We start from the raw sequence: 18215 nt of genomic DNA, 5'->3' as shown, positions 1-18215 counted from the left end.
CGGGGCAGCGGCAGAGAGGACGCGGAATGAGCATCGACGACGACGACGACATGACCGTCTTCAGCGACCGGCGTCAGCGCCGGGTGAAGATCACGGCGTGGGTCGTGATCGCCGCGCTCATCATCACCGGCGGCGGCGCCACGGTGTTCGCCCTCATCTTCGGCTGACCGGGGAGGGATGCCACCCCGTGGCATCCCTGGTCCCGTCCGACCCCGCGCGGATCTCGCAGGATCGCGCGAACCTCGCCGTCCGGGCGCGAATCCCAGCGAGTTCCGTGGCTTTCTGCGGGGTCCCGCGCCGGACGTCAGTACTCGGCGATCGGCCGGACCTCGACGTACCCGTACAGCGGCGCCCGGCGGGCGTAGTCCTCCGCGGCGTCGGCGTCGGCCACGTCGACCAGGTAGAAGCCCGACAGCCCCGCGGCGGGGCGGGGCGGATCCGCCGGCGGCGTGGAGATCGCCGTCGTGGTCGCGCGGACCTCGTCGGTCTCCGCGAACTGCGCCGCGCCCGCGAACACCCCGTCGTCGCGCAGCGTCTTCTCGTACTCCATCCACGCCGCGTAGTCCTCCTCGGCGTCCCCGCCCGCATAGCTGCCGTCGGACCACATCAGGAGCATGACCTTCATGACGACCTCCCCCGTCGCTTGGGGCTCAGCCTGGCACCCGGCACCCGGCCGCGGAAGAGGCCGTCGCTACGGGTTCCGGCCGGACTCCCGGCGCCGTGTCGGGGGCGGCGCTTAGCATGGAGGGGTGGAACCGCTCCTGGTGATGCTCGCCGAGTGGTGGTGGATCGGACCCGCAGCGGCCGGTGCCGGCACACTCGGCTGGGTCGGAGTGCGCGCATCGCAGCGTCGCCTCGCTCTCCCGGCCGGTCGGAGCACGACCGCCCGGGTCGCCCGCGCGGCCCAGACGCGACCGCTCGGCAAGAACGCGGCGCGGCGCCTCGAGCTCGACGCCGCGACCCTCGACCTGCAGATGACGCGGCAGGCGATCGTCCGCGGACGCGCCGAGGTCAAGGCGGCCGAGGCCGAGGTGGTCCGCGCGCAGGCCGACGCGGCCGCCGCGCGCACCGGGACCAGTACGGTCGCCGCGGCCCGGCGCCGGCTGCAGGACGCCCAGCGCGAGCTGCGGGCCACGGCCGCCGAGGTCCGCGCCCGGCGGGCGGGGGTCCGCGCCGCCAAGGCGATGCTGCCGGCCATCCGCACGGGCACGGCGCCGCTCCCCGTCGCGCGTCTGCTCGCGGAGCACGACGCGGTGCTGGCCCGATGGATGCAGTACGAGACGGACCCGGCCCTCGCGATCGCTCACCCGGAGATGACCGACGCCCGCTCGCCGCTTCTCGCGGAGTTCCTCCGGGCGCACGAGCACGCGCAGTGGCTGCGCCCCGCCTCGGTGACCGTCCGCCTCACGCCCCGCGACTTCCTCGCCTACCGCGACGCCGTCCGGCGGGTGTCGCACACCTTCGCACACGCCGAGGGCGTGGCCCGCGGCCGGCGGCCCCACGACGCGGCAGGGCCGACCCCCGACGCCTGGAGCCAGGTGGCATCCGACCTCGCCGAGACGGCGCAGCGTGCGTTGGCCCGCTCGATGGAGTCGATGGGACGGGTCGCTGCCGAGAAGTGGCAGGAGCGCTCGACCCGCCGGGGCAAGAAGGCGACTCCGGATGCCACCCCCTCGGCATCCACCTCCGAAGACCACGTGTGGCCGGTGCCCGGCCGCGACCGTCCGGAGCCGCCGACCACCTGACCGTTCCGGACCCGGCGCGTAGCATGAGGCCCGTGAGCGAGTTCTGGATGTTCGTCGCCGACAAGTGGTGGCTCGCCTTCCCGCTGTTTGGGATGGTCATGGGAGGGCTGGGCGCCGCGCACAATCGCAAGGAGATCCGGGCCCGCCGCCGTCATCGCGAGAAGCTCGAGCTGTTGCGCGCCCAGGGCGGACAGCTCCCGCCGGCCGCAGCTCCGCCGAGCGCGATCGCACCGCAGCCCGTCGACCGGCTCACCGCAGCCCACGACGACGTCACGCACCGTTGGCTCGACTATGAGCTCGACGTGTCGAAGCTCATCGCCTATCCCGCCATGAGCGACGGGAGGCAGCCGCTGACGGCCGCGTTCCTGCGGGCGAAGAAAGTGGCCGACAACCTGCGTCCGGCGCCGGGCGAGACCGTCACCGCGGAGCAGCTGAAGGAGTACCGCGACGCGGTCACCGACTACGAGGTGGCCTTCGACGTCGCCGAGCGCGACGCCCGCCGGATGAAGGACACCGCGTTCTCGGATGCCGAGCGCAAGCGCCTCGACACCGCGAAGCAGTTGCTCGGGGTCGCGATCGACCAGGCCGCCACGCCGCACGAGCGGCAGCTGGCCTACAAGCGCGTGCGTGAGGAGCTCGACGGCCTGATCTGGCTGTCGGATGCCGCGGTCGACGAGCTGGAGAAGAAGGTCGCCCTCGAGCTCCCGCGCGAGCGCAGCACCCCCGCGGGCCCCGAGCCCGCCGTCTGATCTCGGGCCGGCCCGCGCCGCGCGGCCGCGCCCGGCTCGCTCCAGAATCGGACGAACGCCGTGGATTCGGACCGTTTCCGCTCCCGCGTCCGATTCCGACGCCCCGATCCGATTCCGGCGCGGCGCGACGCCAGCGCGACGCGGCGACGCGGCGACGGCGCGACGCGGCGACGGCGGCAAGCGGCTACCGCGCGCGGCGGATCCGCACGGGCCCGCGCGCCGTCTCGACGTCGACGACCTCGCCCCGCTGCGTCACCTCGACCTCGCCGAGGTCGACGAGGGCCCGGGCCGCGTCGCGCGCCGGCTGCATGAGGTCGCGCCAGTCCTCGCCGCCGACGGCGCGCGCCGCCTCCGACGGGCAGATCGTCTTGCCGGCGTCGCGCGCGGCCAGCAGCTCGCGGATGGATGCCACGAGCCGGGGGTCCGCATCAGACGTCGCGCTCACCTGTCCAGTCTCCCTCCGCACCGGACCGCCCGGGCCAGAATGACCCGGTGATCACCGAACGCCACGCCCCCGACCTGCCCGGCCGCGCCGTCATCGCGCAGCGGTGGAACCGCGCGGTGTTCGCGCATTGGCGCGTCGACCCCGCCCACGTGGCTCCGCTGCTGCCGCCCGGGACCCGCCCCGACGTCCACGACGGCTCGGCGTGGGTCGGCCTGGTGCCGTTCGTGCTGAGCGAGTTCCGCTTCCTGCCGCTGCCGCCGGTGCCCTTCGTCGGCTCGTTCACGGAGATCAACGTCCGCACGTACGCGATCGACGACGACGGGCGCCGCGGCGTCGTCTTCCGCACGCTCGAGGCCGAGCACCTCGCCCCGGTCCTGGCTGCGCACGCGCTGTTCGGCCTCCCGTACCGCTGGGCGCGGGCGGGGGTGCGCACGGAGGGACGGCGCATCGAGTACCGGTCGCGCCGCCACGGCGGGACGCGTGCGGGCACGCGCCTCCGGGCGACCCTCGGCACGGAGACGGTCGACACGCCCCTCTCCCGTTTCCTCACGGCGCGGTGGGGCTTCCACGAGCGGCACCTGGGCCGGACCATCTGGGCCGCCAACAGCCACGAGCCGTGGCCGCTCGTCGCGGCCGACATCGACGTGCTCGACGACGACCTGCTCGCCGACGCCGGCTTTCCGGGGCTCGCGGGTCGGGCCCCCGACTCGGTGCTGGCGATGCCCGCGGGCCACCCCGGCTTCATCACGCGGTTCTCGGCCGCCCGCGGCATCCATCCCTCCGTCCGCTGACAGGACGAGACCCTCCGCGCCGGGCCCGGGGACGGACGGCGGGGAGGGTCTCGGTGACGCGACGGTCAGCTGCGCTGCGTGGAGAACGCGTCGGGGTACTGCTCGAGCCAGGCGTCGACGGCCTCGGCCTCGCGGCCCTCGCCGTACTCGTTGACGACGAGGTCCTCGAGGGCGCCGTACTGCTCGTCGTCGAGCTGGATGCCGGCGATGAGCTCGGCGGCATCCGGGTACTGCTCGGCGAAGCCGGCCGTGCCGAGGAAGTGCAGCGCCTCGGGGTCGCCCATGAGGCCCTGCGGGTCCTCGAGGTCCTTGACGTCGTAGGCGTCGTTCGCCCAGAACGGCCGCCAGAGGGTCACCGCGATGTCCTCCTGCGCCGCGATCGCGTTGTCGAGCTCGGTCAGCATGGCCGCCGTCGACGACGTCACGAGCTCGAACCGCCCGTCCAGGCCGTAGCCGGGGAGCATGCTGTCCTGCGTCTGCGCGGTGAGGCCCGCCCCGGGCTCGATGCCGTAGATGCGCCCCTCGAAGCGGTCGACGTTCGCCGCGAGGTCCTCGATGGAGTCGATGTCGACGTAGCTCGGCACCGCGATCGTGAGCTTCGCGTTGTCGTAGTACGCACCGAGGTCCTCGATGTCGTCGCCGTAGGTGTCCATGTAGGACTTGTGCGTGAGCTCGGGCCAGGCCGACGGGTAGATGTCGACGTCGCCCTGGGCGAGACCGGTGTAGAGCGGGCCGGCCTCGGTGAGGGTCTGCATCTCGACGGAGTAGCCGAGCTTCTCGAGCTGGTCCTCGAGCAGGTACGCGGTGCTCAGGCCGTCGGTCCACGAGGGCAGGAAGCCGAGCGTGATCGTGCCGCGGTCGCCGCCGTCGCCCGAGCCGCCGTCGGCCTGGTTGCCGCTGGCGCAGCCCGCGAGGGTGAGCGCGCCGACGGCGCCGAGGGCGAGGGTCGCGGTGAGGTGTCGCTTCTGCATGCTGTGTTCTCTTCCGTTTCGTGTGTGATTCCGGATGCCTCCGCGCGGGAGGGATCGTCCCGCGTCACGGGAGCGGGTCCGGCGGGCGGGACCGACCCCGCCGCGGGAGGGAGGGGCGGGATGCCGGGGGTCAGCGCCCCGTCGACACCGGCGCCCGACGCGGCGCGGCCTTCTCGCGCTCGGCCTCGCGGGCGGCGTCCGCCGACGCGGTGTCGACGTGCGGCGCCGAGGGGGCCGCGGCCGCGGTGGTCGTGGCGCGCGCGGCACGGCGACGCCCGATCGTCCCGAGCAGCGACGACCGGTGCTCCGCGGGACTACCAAGGGCCGCGGTGAGACGGTCCAGGTAGACGGCGAGGATGACCACGCTGAGGCCCGCCTCGACGCCCTTGGGCAGGTTGACGGTGGAGATCGACTGCACGACCTCCTTGCCCAGGCCGTCGGCGCCGACTATTCCGGCGACGACCGCCATCGACAGCGCCAGCATGATGACCTGGTTGACGCCGGCCATGATCGTCGGCATGGCGAGCGGCAGCTGGATGCGGCGGAGGATCTGCCCGGGCGTGGCCCCGAACGCATGTCCCGCTTCGACCGTCTCGGAGTCGACACCGCGGATGCCGAGCTCGGTCAGACGCACGCCCGGGGGCAGCGCGAAGATGACCGTGGAGACGACACCGGGCACGACGCCGATGCTGAAAAACGTGATCGCGGGGATCAGGTAGACGAACGCGGGCATCGTCTGCATGAAGTCGAGCACGGGCTTGAGGACCGCGCGCACGGTGCTGTTGCGGGCCGACCAGATGCCGAGGGGCACCGAGATGGCCACGGCGACGATGGTCGCGACGAGCACGAGGGCGAGGGTCTGCAGCGCGGTCACCCACTGCCCCATCGCGAGGATCAGTGCGAAGCCGATCACCGTGCCCACGGCGAGCTTCCAGGAGCGGACGAGCCACGCCAGCAGCGCGGCGACGACGATCACGACGATGATCGGCGCGGCGAGCAGCACGTCGCTGAGCCCGCCGACCAGGAAGCGGACCACCACGGCGACGGCGTCGAGCACGCCGGAGAGGTTGTCGCGGACCCAGTCCACGCCGGCGTCGACCCAGGTGCCGACCGGGATGCGGAACCCGTCCATCAGCGCACCGCCTCGGTCTCGGGTGCCGCGGCTTCGCCGGCGAGCACCGCGTCGATCTCGGCCTGCGGCACGGGCTGGGGCAGCACGGTGATCTCCTCGGTCGCGTTCGGTCCGGGGCCGAGCGCGGCGAGCAGCGTGACGCGCGGGATGACGCCGGTCAGACGTCCGTCGGCGTCCAGCACGGCCAGCGGCAGCGGGGACTCGACGGACGGGACGAACAGGTTCATGAGCACGTCGTCCTCGCGGACGCTCTGCGGGATCGGCTTGAGCCTGCTCACGAGGGAGCTCTCCCCGGCGCGGACCAGCTTCACGGCGTCGCGGTCGGTGACGATCCCGAGCGGCCGGCGGTCGCGGTCCGTGACGTAGACGGCCGACATGTAGGCGTCGCGCATCTGGCGGAGCGCGGTGCGCGGTCCGGCCGAGGCGTCGACGCGGGGGCGCGGGCGCTCCATGACGTTCGCGGCGGTGAGCACGCGGGCGCGGTCGACGTCCTGCACGAACTGCTCGACGTAGTCGTTCGCCGGGTCGGTCAGGATGTCCTCGGGCGTGCCGATCTGGACGATCCGGCCGTCGCGCATGACCGCGATGCGGTCGCCGAGGAACATCGCCTCGTTGAGGTCGTGGGTGATGAAGACGATGGTCTTCTTCAGGGTGCGCTGCAGTTCGAGGAGCTGCTCCTGCATCTCCCGACGGATGAGAGGGTCGAGGGCGCTGAAGGCCTCGTCCATGAGCAGGATGTCGGTGTCCGCGGCGAGCGCCCGGGCGATGCCGACGCGCTGCTGCATGCCGCCCGAGAGGGCGGAGGGCAGCTTGTCGCCCCATCCCTCCAGTCCGACGAGCGACAGGATCTCGTGCGCCTTCGCGAGGCGCTCCGTCTTGCCGACGCCGCGGATCTCGAGCGGGTAGGCGACGTTCGCGGCGACCGTGCGGTGCGGAAGCAGGGCGAAGTGCTGGAAGACCATGGCGATGCGGTCGCGGCGCAGCGAGCGGAGACGGCCCGGGGCGACGTCCGTGATGGGATCGCCCTGCACCTCGACGGTGCCGGCGGTCGCGTCGTGCAGGCCGTTGAGCATGCGGATGATGGTGGACTTGCCCGAGCCGGACAGGCCCATGATGACGAAGATCTCGCCCGGCTGGACGGAGAAGCTCGCGTCGATGACAGCGGCGGTCCCGGCGTCGGCGATCTCGTCGCGCGAGGCGCCCGCGCGGAGCTTCTCGACGGCGGCCTGGGGATTCCGGCCGAAGACCTTGTAGAGGTTCTTCGCCTCGAGGGCAGGCGGATGGGTCACTGTGCGTACCTCGGCGGCCGCTGGAGGAGCCGCATCGGTCACGCCCGGGTGGCGGCCGTCGGCGCACGATCGGGGGCGTGCGCGTCGGCGCAGGATGTCGGATCCGGCGCCCAGGCCACCGACCGTACGCCCGCCGCGTCGACTCCCCCGAGTCGGCACCGGCGACCGCGGACTGGTCGGGTGAACGGCCCGAAAGGGCCTCATCCAGCATTGCCGCCCATGGATCGGCTGGCAAATCGCACCGCGGCTTGCAGAAGCGCGGCGATCGTGGCACGCGCGCCCGCGTGCCATGCGCCCGGCGGGCGGCTCCGTCGGGCATCGCAGATGTCAACCCGGGCGTGTCGTGGTGATCCGGACGATGGATGCCACCCCATCGAGCCACGCCCGGGTCGCGCCATCGCGGTCGACGCCGGACGGCGGTCGACGCCGGGCGGCGGCCGGCTCAGCCGGCCGCCCGCCGACTCAGCCGGCCGCGGTGTCGCCCGCGGCCGTGCGGTGGTGCCGGATCACCTCGGCGACGACGAAGTTGAACCACTTCTCGGCGAACTCCGGATCGAGGTCGGCCTCGGCGGCCAGACGCTTCAGCCGGGCGATCTGCTGCTCCTCGCGGACGGGGTCCGACGCGGGCATCTCGTGCTGCGCCTTCAGCACACCCACCTGCTTGGTGCAGCGGAAGCGCTCGGCGAGCAGGAAGATGAGGGCCGCGTCGATGTTGTCGATGCTGCCGCGGAGACCCTGAAGGATCGTCGTGGGGTCGGCGTCGGTCATGAGTCCTCCCGAGATCGGTCCGACATTACCGTGCGCGCGCCAGGGGGCCGGACCGGCGGAGGGCGCGCCCTACAGTGTGACCATGAGTCGAACGACGCGCCCCGATCCCACCGCCGAGGGCGCGACCGCCGGGGAGACCACCACCCGCGACCGGCCGATGTGGTCGGCGCTGTCGCGACCCTACGCCGCGGGGTTCTTCCTGACCCTGGGCGGCCTCACCGCGATCCTGCTCGGCCTGGCGTTGAGCAACCTCTCGACGGTGCTCATCTACATCACGATCGCGCTGTTCGTCGCTCTGGCGTTGGACCCGGTCGTGCGCTTCCTCGTGCGGCACGGCGTCAAGCGCGCCTGGGGCATCGTGATCGTCTTCGGCGGGTTGGCCCTCATCCTCGCCGGGTCCCTCTACATCCTCATCCCGCCCGTCGTGCGGCAGATCGAGCAGTTCGTCAGCGACATCCCGAGCTTCGTCAACGACGTCATCGACAGCGACGCCGTCCGGTTCGTCGAGACGAACTTCGGCGACAGCCTCGGCGACATGCTCACCGAGATCCAGGGGTTCGTCACCAACCCGGCCAACATCGCCGCGATCGGCGGCGGGCTGCTGCAGGTCGGCGTCGACATCGCGACGGGCATCTCGGGCGCGATCATCGTGCTGGTGCTGAGCCTGTACTTCCTGGCATCCCTCCCCCGCATCAAGAACTCGCTCGTGCGCCTCACGCCCGCGCGCAGTCGCGCGACGGTGGCGGACATGACCGGTCAGATCGCGGACTCCGTCGGCGGATATCTGGCCGGGATGGTCGTCCTCGCCCTGTGCAACGCGGTGTTCGCCTTCATCGTGCTGACGATCCTGCAGCAGCCGTTCGCCGCGCTCCTCGCGGCACTGGCGTTCGGCATCACGCTCATCCCGCTCGTGGGCTCGGTGCTCTTCTGGATCACCGCGACCCTGTTCACCCTCATCGTCAGCCCGGTGTCGGGACTGATCTTCGCGGGCGTCTACCTCGTCTATATGCAGGTGGAGGCATACCTCCTCACGCCGCGGGTGATGAACCGCACGATCTCGATCCCCGGCTCGCTCGTCGTCATCGGCGCCCTCGTCGGCGGCACGCTGCTCGGTCTGCTGGGGGCGCTCGTCGCCATCCCGGTGACCGCGTCCCTGCTGCTGATCGTCACGCAGGTCGTCATCCCGCGGCAGGACGCCAAGAAGTAGGGCTCGCCCGCCCGGTCAGCGCATCGGGAGCAGCCGCGTGGGCGACGGCGACGGCGTGCGGTGGCGCACGCGACCGGGGACGCCGGTGCGGGGGTCCAGCGGCAGCGAGACGATCTCGTGCGCGAGCTGGCCGGCCACCAGGAGCGTGTCGTCGACGACGACGTGGTGACGGGGCCAGTGCGTGCCCGCCTCGGCGAGCGCGGTGAGCTGCAGCGCCTCCCCGGCGCCGCGGACGGCGAGGACGCCGACCGTGTCGCTGCCGCGCACCCCGGCGTACAGCACCGACCCGTCGCGGCTCGCGCAGAGCTCGGCCGCCGTGTCGTCCTCCAGCGTCCCGAGCAGGGGAACGCCCGAGATCACGCGCCAGGAGCCGGCGGCATCCGGAGCCAGCACGAACACCTCGCGACTGAGCTCGGTCACGACGTAGAGGTGACCGGAGGGATGCCACAGCCCGTGGCGCGGGCCGCTGCCGCGGGGCAGCGCCACCTCCTGCCGGAGCCGCAGGCCGCCGCCGCCGGGTCGCCAGAACCGCACGAGGTCGTAGCCCATGTCGGTCGTGGCGACGACGCCGCCGGGGAGGAAGATCGCCTCGTGCGCACGGGAGACGCGGACGCCGGCACGCGCCTCCTCGGTCTCGGCGTCGGTCTCGGGGACGGCGTCGTAGGCGGGGACGAGGTGGGAGAACTCCTCTCCCGCGGCCTCGCGGAGGGCGCGGGCGGCCGCGGCGAGATCGGGGACGGCCGCCCCCGACACCGTCGCTCCCGTCGCGATCTCGTCGCCGTTCGACGTCGCCCCGAAGGGGTCGGTGGCCGCCGGGGCCACGACGGGCGTGGACGACGGACGTCCGGAGGCGTCGAGGTCGATGCGGACGACGCGGCCGTCACCCCAGCAGCTCGCGACGAGGAACGACGCGTCCGGCGAAACCGCGATGTGGCAGACCGCATCTCCGACGGGCACCGCGGAGCCGATCGGCCCCAGCCGCGCCTCGCCGGTGCGCCGGTATGCCTGCACGGTGCCGTCGGACTCCAGCGCGGCGTAGAGGATGTCGTGCACCGGGTGCGCTGCGACCCAGGACGGGGATCCCGGTGCAGCCACCGCGGTGCCGACCATGCCGAGCGGGCCGGACGCCCACGCGGAGTCGACGTCCCCCGCTTGCAGCACGCCGATGCCCTCGGCGGAGCCGGTCGCGGGCGCGTACGCGCCGACCCAGAAGCGCACGTCAGTCGATGAGGTCGTGGCGCACGATGACCTGGTCGCGCGCCGGACCGACGCCGATGACCGAGATCCGCGTGCCGCTCATCTCCTCGAGTGCCAGCACGTAGTCCTGCGCGGTCTGCGGCAGGTCCGCGAAGGTGCGCGCGTTCGAGATGTCCTCGCTCCACCCGGGCAGGTACTCGAGGATCGGCTTCGCGTGGTGGAAGTCCGTCTGGTTGACGGGCAGGTCGTCGTACCGCTCGCCGTCGACGTCGTACGCGACGCAGACGGGGATCTGCTCCAGGCCGCCGAGGATGTCGAGCTTGGTGAGCACGAGGTCGGTGATGCCGTTGATGCGGGTCGCGTAGCGCGTGATCGGGGCGTCGTACCAGCCGACGCGGCGCGGCCGGCCGGTGGTCGTGCCGAACTCGAAGCCGCGCGAGCGCAGCCAGTCGCCCTTCTCGTCGAAGAGCTCGGTCGGGAACGGACCGGAGCCGACACGGGTCGTGTACGCCTTGACGATGCCGACGATGCGGTCGAGGCGGTTGGGGCCGACGCCCGAGCCCGTCGACGCGCCACCCGCGGTGGCCGACGACGACGTGACGAACGGGTAGGTGCCGTGGTCGACGTCGAGCATGGTGGCCTGCCCGCCCTCGAACACGACGACGTCGCCGGCGTCCAGGGCGTCGTTCAGGAGAAGTCCGGTGTCGGCGACCATCGGCCGCACGCGCTCGGCGTAGGAGAGCAGGTCCTCGACGATCTCGTCGACGGTGATGGACCGGCGGTTGAAGACCTTGACCAGCAGGTGGTTCTTCTGGTCGAGGGCGCCCTCGACCTTCTGGCGCAGGATGTTCTCGTCGAACAGGTCCTGGACCCGGATGCCGACGCGGTTGATCTTGTCGGCGTAGGCGGGGCCGATGCCGCGGCCGGTCGTACCGATCTGCCGCTTGCCCAGGAATCGCTCGGTCACCTTGTCGAGCGTGCGGTGGTACTGCGTGATGATGTGCGCGTTGGCGCTGATCTTCAGTCGCGAGGTGTCCAGGCCGCGCGCGTTGAGCGCCTCGAGCTCGTTGAAGAGCACCTCGAGGTCGACGACGACGCCGTTGCCGATGACGGGGGTCACCCCGGGCGACAGGATGCCGCTGGGCAGCAGGTGCAGCGCGTACTTCTCGTCACCGATGACGACGGTGTGGCCGGCATTGTTGCCGCCGTTGAACTTGACGACCCAATCGGTGCGCTCCCCGAGGAGGTCGGTGGCTTTGCCCTTGCCCTCGTCTCCCCATTGGACGCCGACGATCACGATTCCGGGCATGTGCGCTCCTCGCGTGTGTTCCGGGCGGTACACCCCATCCTATCGAGAGGCGCCGACACCCCCGCCGCAACCCCTCGGATCCGGGATGCCGCCTCCCTACCCTGGTGAAATGTATAAGTCCCGTGGGTGGGCGACCGGGTGGAGTGTCGCCCGCCTCGCGATCGCCGCGCTCATCGTCGCCGCCATCGTCGCGCAGTTCCTGTCCACGACGACCAACGCGGCCGCCGAGGGGCGGGACATGCCCACGACGGTCGCCAACTTCTTCAGCTACTTCACGATCCTGTCCAACACCGCCTCGGCCGCGGTGCTCGTCGCGGCGGCCGTCTGGTTCCTGCGTCGCGGACGGCGCGTCGCCCCCGAGCCGCCGGCGATCGCGGCCGCCCTCGCCTGGGTCACGACGTACATGGTCATCACCGGCGTCGTCTACAACACGCTCCTGCGGGCGATCTCGATCGGGCCCGACACCGTCGGCTGGTCGAACGAGGTGATGCACGTCTGGGCGCCCGTCTTCCTGCTGATCGACCTGTTCGTCGGCCCGAACCGCCGCCGTCTGCCGTGGGGCGCCGCCGTCGGCGCGGCCGCCTTCCCCCTCGTCTGGATCGCCTACACCCTGCTGCGCGCACCCCTCATCACGAACCCGACGAACGGCCTGCCGTACTGGTACCCGTACCCGTTCCTCGACCCGAACGACGGCGGCTGGGGCAGCGTGATCCCCTACATCGTCGGCATCGCCGTGGGCATCGTCGTGGTGGCCGTCGGCGTGGTCGCGGTCGGCCGGAGGCGTGGCATCCGGGTCTCCCCCTCCCCCCGTGCACGGGCGGCCTGACCGGGGAACCGTCGTCCCTCGGCGGACCGCGGATCATTCCCCGGGCGCAGGGGATCAGCCGGGGGCCGGACGATGTCGTCCCGCAGACGTCCTACGGTGCCGGGATGACCAATCGAAACGCCTCCCTCACCGGCCGCACCACCTACGCGACCGCCAGCTTCGTCCTCGGCATCTGCTCGTTGATCGCCGGGTGGATCTTCATCGCCCCGCTCGTAGGCCTCGTCCTCGGCGTGAAGTCACGCGGTCGCGAGCCGCAGGCGCGCACGATGTCCGGCTGGGGCATCGCCCTCAACGCGATCGCCCTCTTCGGCTGGATCGTCGTGCTGATCCTCATCGCCGGCGGCTACATCCTCTCGGGCTGGTGGTGGGGCGGCATGTGATCGCCGACGGACCTCCGGGGGACCGCCCCCGGATGCCACGGCTCCCTCAGCACGTCCTCCCGGCGTAGGCCACCGTGCCCGTCGTGGCCGTGCCGCCGCCCCCCGCGGGGGACACGGACACGGCGGCGTCTCCCGCCGCGATGCTCCCCATCCGGGTCGTCGAGGCGACGGACGAACGGGCCCCCGGCGCGACGGTGAGACTGCGCGCGCCGGCGGGGGTGACGACCTCGACGGTCACGGGTGCGTCCTCCCCGTTGCGCACCTGGGTCACGAGCGAGACCTTGCGGGCGACGCAGCGCGACGTCACGCTGACCGTCACGTCGCGCACGTCCACCCTCGCCTCGACGAATCCGTGCCCGGCCAGCGTTCCGCGCACGGTGACCGTCGCGCCGGCCGTCAGGGACGCGGCATCCAGGCCCTCCCACGCCACCGCCGTCGGACCGAGATCGCGCTCGGACGCGGTGCCCCGGCCCTGGACCGCGGACACGGTCTCCGGCAGGGTCGGGACGACGCCGGGGAGGGTGCTCACGGCGACGTCGGCCGCGGAGATGAGGCGGTCGGGCTGATAACGCTCGAGGATGGCCTCGTACTCGCGGACGGTGATCGGCAGCACGGTTCCATGGCGTGCCGAGCGGGGCAGGTTGCGGTCCTGGACGATCGTCCAGTCGCCGGCCGCGAGGCTGCTGGCCTTGAACGGCACGTAGCCGTCGCCGCCGTAGTACGGAGCCTGGTCGATGAAGGCGTACACGCCGTCATCGCCGTTGACGTCGCCGGTGTTGGGACGGAAAAGCGACGTACCCTCGCCCTCGTCGAAGAAGATGGACCGTCCCGAGGTCCCGGTGTAGGTCTGCCCGAAGCCGACGGCGGACTGCCGGGGCTCCCAGGCGCTCCCCTGAGCGCCCTTCCAGGGGTTGTTGCTCGGGGTGATGGGGGACGTGAGGTCCTTCGTCCGATCCACTCGCGGGATGTTCGACGACTCGGTCACCGTGAACCGGTAGAGCCACCCGTCCTCGGCCATGACGGTCGAGTCGATCGTGCCGTTGCCCGCGCCGGGCTGCTGTTCGTCGATCCACACCCGGGGCTTGCTGAAGGTGACGAAATCGCGCGTCGTGGCGTACATCATGCGGTTGTAGTTCGACCACGGGTCGCGCGGGACGTCGGCGCTGCCGCTCGGGTACAGGTTCGACGCCCAGAAGACCACGTACTCGCCGCGTCTCTCGTCGTAGTACGCCTCCGGCGCCCAGGTGTTGCCGGCCTCGGCGTCCGAGACCAGCACGTGGCGCTGCTCGCTCCAGGTGACCAGGTCCGTCGACTCCCACACCTCGATGTAGCGGCTGCCGAAGACCTGCGAGCCGTCCAACCCGGTGCGATAGGCGTTCAGGTCGGTCGCCAGCATGTAGAAGCGGTCGCCCTCGTGCGAACGAATGACGAACGGATCACGCAGACCCTTCTCCCCCAGGTTCGATTCGAGCACGGGCTCGTCATCGTTGACCGTGACCCAGTCCAGGGCGTTGTTCCCCTTCGACACCGCGTACCGGATCTTCTCGTCCTCGGGCGAGCCCTCTCCGGTGAAGTAGGGGAAGAGGTAGGCGCGGGTCTCATCGGCGGGCGGCGCGGGGATGACCGTGGCGGGGAAGGAGCGCGTCGCGGTCGCCGCACCCACGCGGGCCGTCGCCGTCAGGGTCACCGCGACCGGTGCGGCGCCGTTCGCGGGTCGGGTCACCACGCCGTCGACGGCGATGACGTCAGGCATCGAGGACGCCCAGCTCACCGTCGCCGTACCGCTCCGGGTGGGCAGCGTGATGTTCTCGCGGATGTCGTCGAGACGGGGCACCGCGATCGCCTGGACGGCCTGGCGGGCGTCGGCCGCATCGTCCCGCGGACTGACGGTGACCAGGAACGTGCGCTGCGTCATCTGCCCGCCACGCTCCACGGTCGCGGTCAGGGTCGCGCTCGCGGGGGCGGCGCCTTCGGCCCCGCGTGTCACGTCTCCCGCGGCGGAGACGACCGCCGCGTTCGACGTCGCCCAGGTGATCGTCGTCGCATTCGCGCCCCGGACCGGCAGCGTGAGCCGCTGCGTGACCGCCGACAGATCGCCGAGATCGATCGCCGCGGCATCCAGGGTCGTCGCCTCGGTCAGCACGTCGGTGGAGAGCGTCGTCACCTCGGTGGCGGTGAGCGCGCGATCGTAGATGCGGAAGTCGCGCAGCTTGCCTTGGAAGGACGGATCCCACGCGTAGACGCTGCGCCCGAGGTAGTTGAGCACGGTCGAGCCGAGGTCGGCAGGAGTGGTCGTCACGCGGGTGTTCCGCGTGCGCTCCACCCCGTCCTCGTACAGGACGCCGGTCGTGCCGGTCTGGGTGTAGGTCATGTGCTTCCACACGCCGCGAGCGAGCGTGGGGTTTCCCGGCGGCTGGATGTTGATCTCCTGCGACTGGCCGCCGGGGGTGATCACCGTGTGGAACGAGTCACCCGATCCGAAGAGGTATCGCTCGCCCGCACCGCTGGGTGCGCGATTGCCGATGGCGTAGATCATGTAGTAGTTCATCTGCTCGGGCGAGATCCACACGTCGAAGTCGACCGAGATCGACGTCAGCCCCCGGTTGATGTCGTTCGGCAGGCGGATGGCGTTGCCGCTGCCGTTCGGCCCGCCCGAGAAGACGAAGCCGCCGGAGACCGTGTCCCACTGAGGAGTGCCCTCGACCACGCCCGCACCGATCGTGCTGCCGGGAGCGGAGTTGGCCGCCGTGCTGCCGCGCGTCTCGTCGAGCGCGTAACGGGCGATGAGCCCGCCGGGGACCGACACCGTCTCGTCCGCGTTCGCGGGAACGGTCGCGAACGCGGACAGCAGGGCGGCGAGAGCGAGCGCGGTGCCGGCGAACAGGCGCCGGCGATGGCGGGATGGCATGACGGCTTCTTCCCCAAACGACGTTGTCACGGGATTTGTTCTCGCTAACATACTGGCCGGGCCGTCCGACGTCCAGAGGTCGCCGAACGCGCCGCGGAGCGACGGAACACCCACCCTGGAAGGGGTGGTGGATGCCGCCTGACGTCGTACATTGGACGACGTGCGCCCCCGTCTGCTCTCCGCGGCCCTGACCGCCTCCGCCCTTCTCGCGCTCGCCGGCTGCGCCGGCGCCTCCCCCGACGCCGCCGCGCCGAACGGCGGAGGTGCGGGCACACCGGCGTCGACGTGCGCGTACCCGGCGTCGGGCCAGGCCTCCGTCGAGGTGACGCCACCCGCGGAAGACGACCTTCCCGCGGGCGACGTCGCCGTCACGCTCGACACCTCCGCCGGGGAGATCGCGATGACCCTCGACGCGGACCGCACGCCGTGCACGGTGGGCAGCTTCGTCTCCCTCGCGGAGCAGCAGTACTTCGACGACACCCAGTGCCACCGCCTGACGACGCAGGGCATCTTCGTCCTGCAGTGCGGCGACCCCACCGCCACCGGCACCGGCGGACCCGGCTACCGGTTCGACGACGAGCTCGACGGATCCGAGACCTACCCCGCGGGAACGGTCGCGATGGCCAACGCCGGTCCGGGGACCAACGGCTCGCAGTTCTTCCTCGTCTACGAGGACACGCAGCTGGACCCGAACTACACCGTCTTCGGGCAGCTCTCGCCCGAGGGTCTCGCGGTGGTGCAGGGCATCGCCGCCGCGGGTACGAGCACGGGCGGCCCCGACGGTCCGCCGGCCGACGCGGTGACGATCACGGGCGTGACGATCGGCTGACGCCGGCCCGTCGCGCCTTGTCCCGTCCGGCGGGTCGGGGGGCGGCATCCCTCCCCAATAGAATCGAGGGCATGTCCAAGGTCTTGCAGTCCCTTCCCGTCGGCGAGCGCGTCGGCATCGCGTTCTCGGGTGGTCTCGACACCTCGGTGGCCGTCGCGTGGATGCGCGACAAGGGCGCCGTGCCGTGCACCTACACCGGCGACCTGGGACAGTACGACGAGGACGACATCGCCTCCATCCCCGGCCGCGCCACGCAGTACGGCGCCGAGATCTCCCGGCTGGTCGACTGCAAGACGGCCCTGGTCGAGGAGGGCTTCGTCGCCCTCGCCTGCGGCGCGTTCCACATCCGCTCCGGCGGTCGCACCTACTTCAACACCACGCCCCTCGGCCGCGCCGTCACCGGCACGCTGCTCGTGCGCGCCATGAAGGAGGACGGCGTCGACATCTGGGGCGACGGCTCCACCTACAAGGGCAACGACATCGAGCGGTTCTACCGCTACGGGCTGCTCGCCAACCCCGCCCTGCGCATCTACAAGCCGTGGCTCGACGCCGACTTCGTCACCGAGCTCGGCGGTCGCAAGGAGATGAGCGAGTGGCTCGTCGCCCACGACTTCCCGTACCGCGACAGCACCGAGAAGGCGTACTCGACGGACGCCAACATCTGGGGCGCCACCCACGAGGCCAAGACGCTCGAGCACCTCGACGTCTCGCTCGAGATCGTCGAGCCCATCATGGGCGTCCGGTTCTGGGACCCCGCCGTCGAGATCGAGACCGAGGACGTCACCGTCGAGTTCGAGGCCGGCCGCCCCGTCGCCGTCAACGGCACACGCTACGACGACCCGGTCGAGCTGGTCCGCGAGGTCAACGCCATCGGCGGTCGCCACGGCCTCGGCATGAGCGACCAGATCGAGAACCGCATCATCGAGGCCAAGTCGCGCGGCGTCTACGAGGCCCCCGGCATGGCGCTGCTCTTTCTGACCTACGAGCGCCTCGTCAACAGCATCCTCAACGAGGACACCCTCGCCACCTACCACGAGCAGGGCCGCCGCCTCGGTCGCCTCATGTACGAGGGCCGCTGGCTCGAGCCGCAGTCGCTCATGCTGCGCGAGTCCATCCAGAAGTGGGTCGGGTCGACGATCACCGGCTCCGTCACCGTGCGCCTGCGCCGCGGGGAGGACTACACGATCCTCGACACCGTGGCATCCGGGATGTCCTACTCGCCCGAGAAGCTGTCGATGGAGCGCGTCGGCGACGCCGCCTTCGGTCCCGTCGACCGCATCGGCCAGCTCACCATGCGCAACCTCGACATCGCCGACTCGCGCGCCCGTCTCGAGCAGTACGCCTCGCTCGGCCTCATCGGCGGCCCGACCGGCGAGCTCGTCGGCGACGTCGCCGCCGGCGGCGCGCGCGAGATCATCGAGCCCGCCGCTCCCCTCGACGCCGCCGGCGAGCGCCTGGCGGAGAAGACGGATGCCGCGGGCGAGGCCGCCGCGTTCGACACCGGCACCGACTGACCCGTACCCGCGAAGCCGGTGGTCCTTCGGGGCCGCCGGCTTCGTCGTTTCCGCGGTCCGCTGCGGCGGGGACAGGCGATGGTTCGGGAACAGGCGGATCGTCGGCGGAACGGCATGTCTCGGAGCACCTTCCTGTCCTGGGGACGGGACGCCAG

The 18215-nt window shown here is 71.8% G+C and carries 18 protein-coding genes; 9 read left to right on the top strand and 9 right to left on the bottom strand.

The window, feature by feature from the left end:
• Window positions 1-26: 26 nt before the first annotated feature.
• On the top strand, window positions 27-167 hold the full coding sequence (locus MRBLMI1_RS14340) for a hypothetical protein (protein WP_367733950.1): 141 nt from the start codon (window positions 27-29) through the stop codon (window positions 165-167).
• Between the two features lie 137 nt (window positions 168-304).
• On the opposite strand, the gene MRBLMI1_RS14335 is transcribed toward MRBLMI1_RS14340, so the two are convergent.
• Window positions 305-625, bottom strand: coding sequence for a YciI family protein (locus MRBLMI1_RS14335; protein WP_367733949.1), 321 nt, complete (start codon window positions 623-625; stop codon window positions 305-307).
• 124 nt (window positions 626-749) lie between these two features.
• Here MRBLMI1_RS14335 and MRBLMI1_RS14330 point away from each other — a divergent pair, with 124 nt between their 5' ends.
• Both MRBLMI1_RS14330 and MRBLMI1_RS14325 read left to right on the top strand, forming a co-directional pair.
• Window positions 750-1745, top strand: a complete 996-nt coding sequence (locus MRBLMI1_RS14330; protein WP_367733948.1) for a hypothetical protein — start codon at window positions 750-752, stop codon at window positions 1743-1745.
• 32 nt (window positions 1746-1777) lie between these two features.
• Entirely contained in the window at window positions 1778-2494 is a 717-nt protein-coding gene (locus tag MRBLMI1_RS14325) for a hypothetical protein (protein WP_414685906.1), read from the top strand.
• A 184-nt stretch (window positions 2495-2678) separates the two neighbouring features.
• On the opposite strand, the gene MRBLMI1_RS14320 is transcribed toward MRBLMI1_RS14325, so the two are convergent.
• Window positions 2679-2939: a DUF3253 domain-containing protein gene (locus tag MRBLMI1_RS14320; protein WP_367733944.1), complete on the bottom strand. Its 261-nt coding sequence runs from the start codon at window positions 2937-2939 to the stop codon at window positions 2679-2681.
• 47 nt (window positions 2940-2986) lie between these two features.
• On the opposite strand from MRBLMI1_RS14320, the gene MRBLMI1_RS14315 reads away from it, so the two are divergent.
• Entirely contained in the window at window positions 2987-3730 is a 744-nt protein-coding gene (locus tag MRBLMI1_RS14315; RefSeq protein ID WP_367733943.1) for a YqjF family protein, read from the top strand.
• A 65-nt stretch (window positions 3731-3795) separates the two neighbouring features.
• Here the strand turns inward: MRBLMI1_RS14315 and MRBLMI1_RS14310 are convergent, their stop codons facing one another.
• The 4 genes from MRBLMI1_RS14310 to MRBLMI1_RS14295 all read right to left on the bottom strand — a co-directional run bounded on the left by MRBLMI1_RS14310 (window position 3796) and on the right by MRBLMI1_RS14295 (window position 7890).
• On the bottom strand, window positions 3796-4701 hold the full coding sequence (locus tag MRBLMI1_RS14310; protein ID WP_367733941.1) for a glycine betaine ABC transporter substrate-binding protein: 906 nt from the start codon (window positions 4699-4701) through the stop codon (window positions 3796-3798).
• Between the two features lie 130 nt (window positions 4702-4831).
• Window positions 4832-5833, bottom strand: a complete 1002-nt coding sequence (locus tag MRBLMI1_RS14305; protein WP_367733940.1) for an ABC transporter permease — start codon at window positions 5831-5833, stop codon at window positions 4832-4834.
• Window positions 5833-7122, bottom strand: a complete 1290-nt coding sequence (locus MRBLMI1_RS14300) for a quaternary amine ABC transporter ATP-binding protein (protein WP_367733939.1) — start codon at window positions 7120-7122, stop codon at window positions 5833-5835. The genes MRBLMI1_RS14305 and MRBLMI1_RS14300 overlap by 1 nt, the downstream gene beginning before the upstream one ends.
• Before the next feature lie 462 nt (window positions 7123-7584).
• Entirely contained in the window at window positions 7585-7890 is a 306-nt protein-coding gene (locus MRBLMI1_RS14295) for a chorismate mutase (RefSeq protein WP_367733938.1), read from the bottom strand.
• A gap of 82 nt (window positions 7891-7972) precedes the next feature.
• Between MRBLMI1_RS14295 and MRBLMI1_RS14290 the strand changes: the two genes are divergently transcribed.
• Entirely contained in the window at window positions 7973-9097 is a 1125-nt protein-coding gene (locus MRBLMI1_RS14290) for an AI-2E family transporter (RefSeq protein WP_367733937.1), read from the top strand.
• Window positions 9098-9112: 15 nt separating this feature from the next.
• Here the strand turns inward: MRBLMI1_RS14290 and MRBLMI1_RS14285 are convergent, their stop codons facing one another.
• Together MRBLMI1_RS14285 and MRBLMI1_RS14280 are read right to left on the bottom strand one after the other, a co-directional pair.
• Window positions 9113-10315, bottom strand: coding sequence for a lactonase family protein (locus tag MRBLMI1_RS14285; RefSeq protein WP_367733936.1), 1203 nt, complete (start codon window positions 10313-10315; stop codon window positions 9113-9115).
• Window position 10316: 1 nt separating this feature from the next.
• Window positions 10317-11603, bottom strand: coding sequence for an adenylosuccinate synthase (locus MRBLMI1_RS14280; protein WP_367733935.1), 1287 nt, complete (start codon window positions 11601-11603; stop codon window positions 10317-10319).
• A gap of 109 nt (window positions 11604-11712) precedes the next feature.
• On the opposite strand from MRBLMI1_RS14280, the gene MRBLMI1_RS14275 reads away from it, so the two are divergent.
• The gene (locus MRBLMI1_RS14275; RefSeq protein WP_367733934.1) at window positions 11713-12429 is read left to right on the top strand and encodes a Pr6Pr family membrane protein; all 717 of its coding nucleotides are present in this window, start codon (window positions 11713-11715) and stop codon (window positions 12427-12429) included.
• Between the two features lie 104 nt (window positions 12430-12533).
• Entirely contained in the window at window positions 12534-12809 is a 276-nt protein-coding gene (locus tag MRBLMI1_RS14270) for a hypothetical protein (RefSeq protein ID WP_367733933.1), read from the top strand.
• 46 nt (window positions 12810-12855) lie between these two features.
• Here MRBLMI1_RS14270 and MRBLMI1_RS14265 read toward each other — a convergent pair whose 3' ends face one another.
• Complete coding sequence (locus tag MRBLMI1_RS14265; protein WP_367733932.1) at window positions 12856-15717, bottom strand: immunoglobulin-like domain-containing protein; 2862 nt, start codon at window positions 15715-15717, stop codon at window positions 12856-12858.
• A 160-nt stretch (window positions 15718-15877) separates the two neighbouring features.
• Between MRBLMI1_RS14265 and MRBLMI1_RS14260 the strand changes: the two genes are divergently transcribed.
• Together MRBLMI1_RS14260 and argG are read left to right on the top strand one after the other, a co-directional pair.
• Window positions 15878-16546 (top strand): peptidylprolyl isomerase, encoded by a 669-nt coding sequence (locus MRBLMI1_RS14260; protein WP_367733931.1) that lies wholly within the window; start codon window positions 15878-15880, stop codon window positions 16544-16546.
• A gap of 71 nt (window positions 16547-16617) precedes the next feature.
• Window positions 16618-18060 (top strand): argininosuccinate synthase, encoded by a 1443-nt coding sequence (argG, locus tag MRBLMI1_RS14255; protein WP_367733930.1) that lies wholly within the window; start codon window positions 16618-16620, stop codon window positions 18058-18060.
• Window positions 18061-18215 lie beyond the last annotated feature (155 nt).

Source organism: Microbacterium sp. LMI1-1-1.1, assembly GCF_040815675.1.
Lineage (GTDB): Bacteria > Actinomycetota > Actinomycetes > Actinomycetales > Microbacteriaceae > Microbacterium.
The sequence above is the reverse complement of the archived record's forward strand: the minus strand, read 5'-3'. Positions and strand labels throughout refer to the sequence as shown.

Bases quoted from the DNA above. Each gene is read 5' to 3' on its own strand.
- MRBLMI1_RS14340 (WP_367733950.1), top strand. From the start codon at position 27: ATGAGCATCGACGACGACGACGACATGACCGTCTTCAGCGACCGGCGT.
- MRBLMI1_RS14335 (WP_367733949.1), bottom strand. From the start codon at position 625: ATGAAGGTCATGCTCCTGATGTGGTCCGACGGCAGCTATGCGGGCGGG.
- MRBLMI1_RS14310 (WP_367733941.1), bottom strand. From the start codon at position 4,701: ATGCAGAAGCGACACCTCACCGCGACCCTCGCCCTCGGCGCCGTCGGC.
- MRBLMI1_RS14305 (WP_367733940.1), bottom strand. From the start codon at position 5,833: ATGGACGGGTTCCGCATCCCGGTCGGCACCTGGGTCGACGCCGGCGTG.
- MRBLMI1_RS14295 (WP_367733938.1), bottom strand. From the start codon at position 7,890: ATGACCGACGCCGACCCCACGACGATCCTTCAGGGTCTCCGCGGCAGC.
- MRBLMI1_RS14290 (WP_367733937.1), top strand. From the start codon at position 7,973: ATGAGTCGAACGACGCGCCCCGATCCCACCGCCGAGGGCGCGACCGCC.
- MRBLMI1_RS14280 (WP_367733935.1), bottom strand. From the start codon at position 11,603: ATGCCCGGAATCGTGATCGTCGGCGTCCAATGGGGAGACGAGGGCAAG.
- MRBLMI1_RS14275 (WP_367733934.1), top strand. From the start codon at position 11,713: ATGTATAAGTCCCGTGGGTGGGCGACCGGGTGGAGTGTCGCCCGCCTC.
- MRBLMI1_RS14270 (WP_367733933.1), top strand. From the start codon at position 12,534: ATGACCAATCGAAACGCCTCCCTCACCGGCCGCACCACCTACGCGACC.
- MRBLMI1_RS14265 (WP_367733932.1), bottom strand. From the start codon at position 15,717: ATGCCATCCCGCCATCGCCGGCGCCTGTTCGCCGGCACCGCGCTCGCT.
- argG (WP_367733930.1), top strand. From the start codon at position 16,618: ATGTCCAAGGTCTTGCAGTCCCTTCCCGTCGGCGAGCGCGTCGGCATC.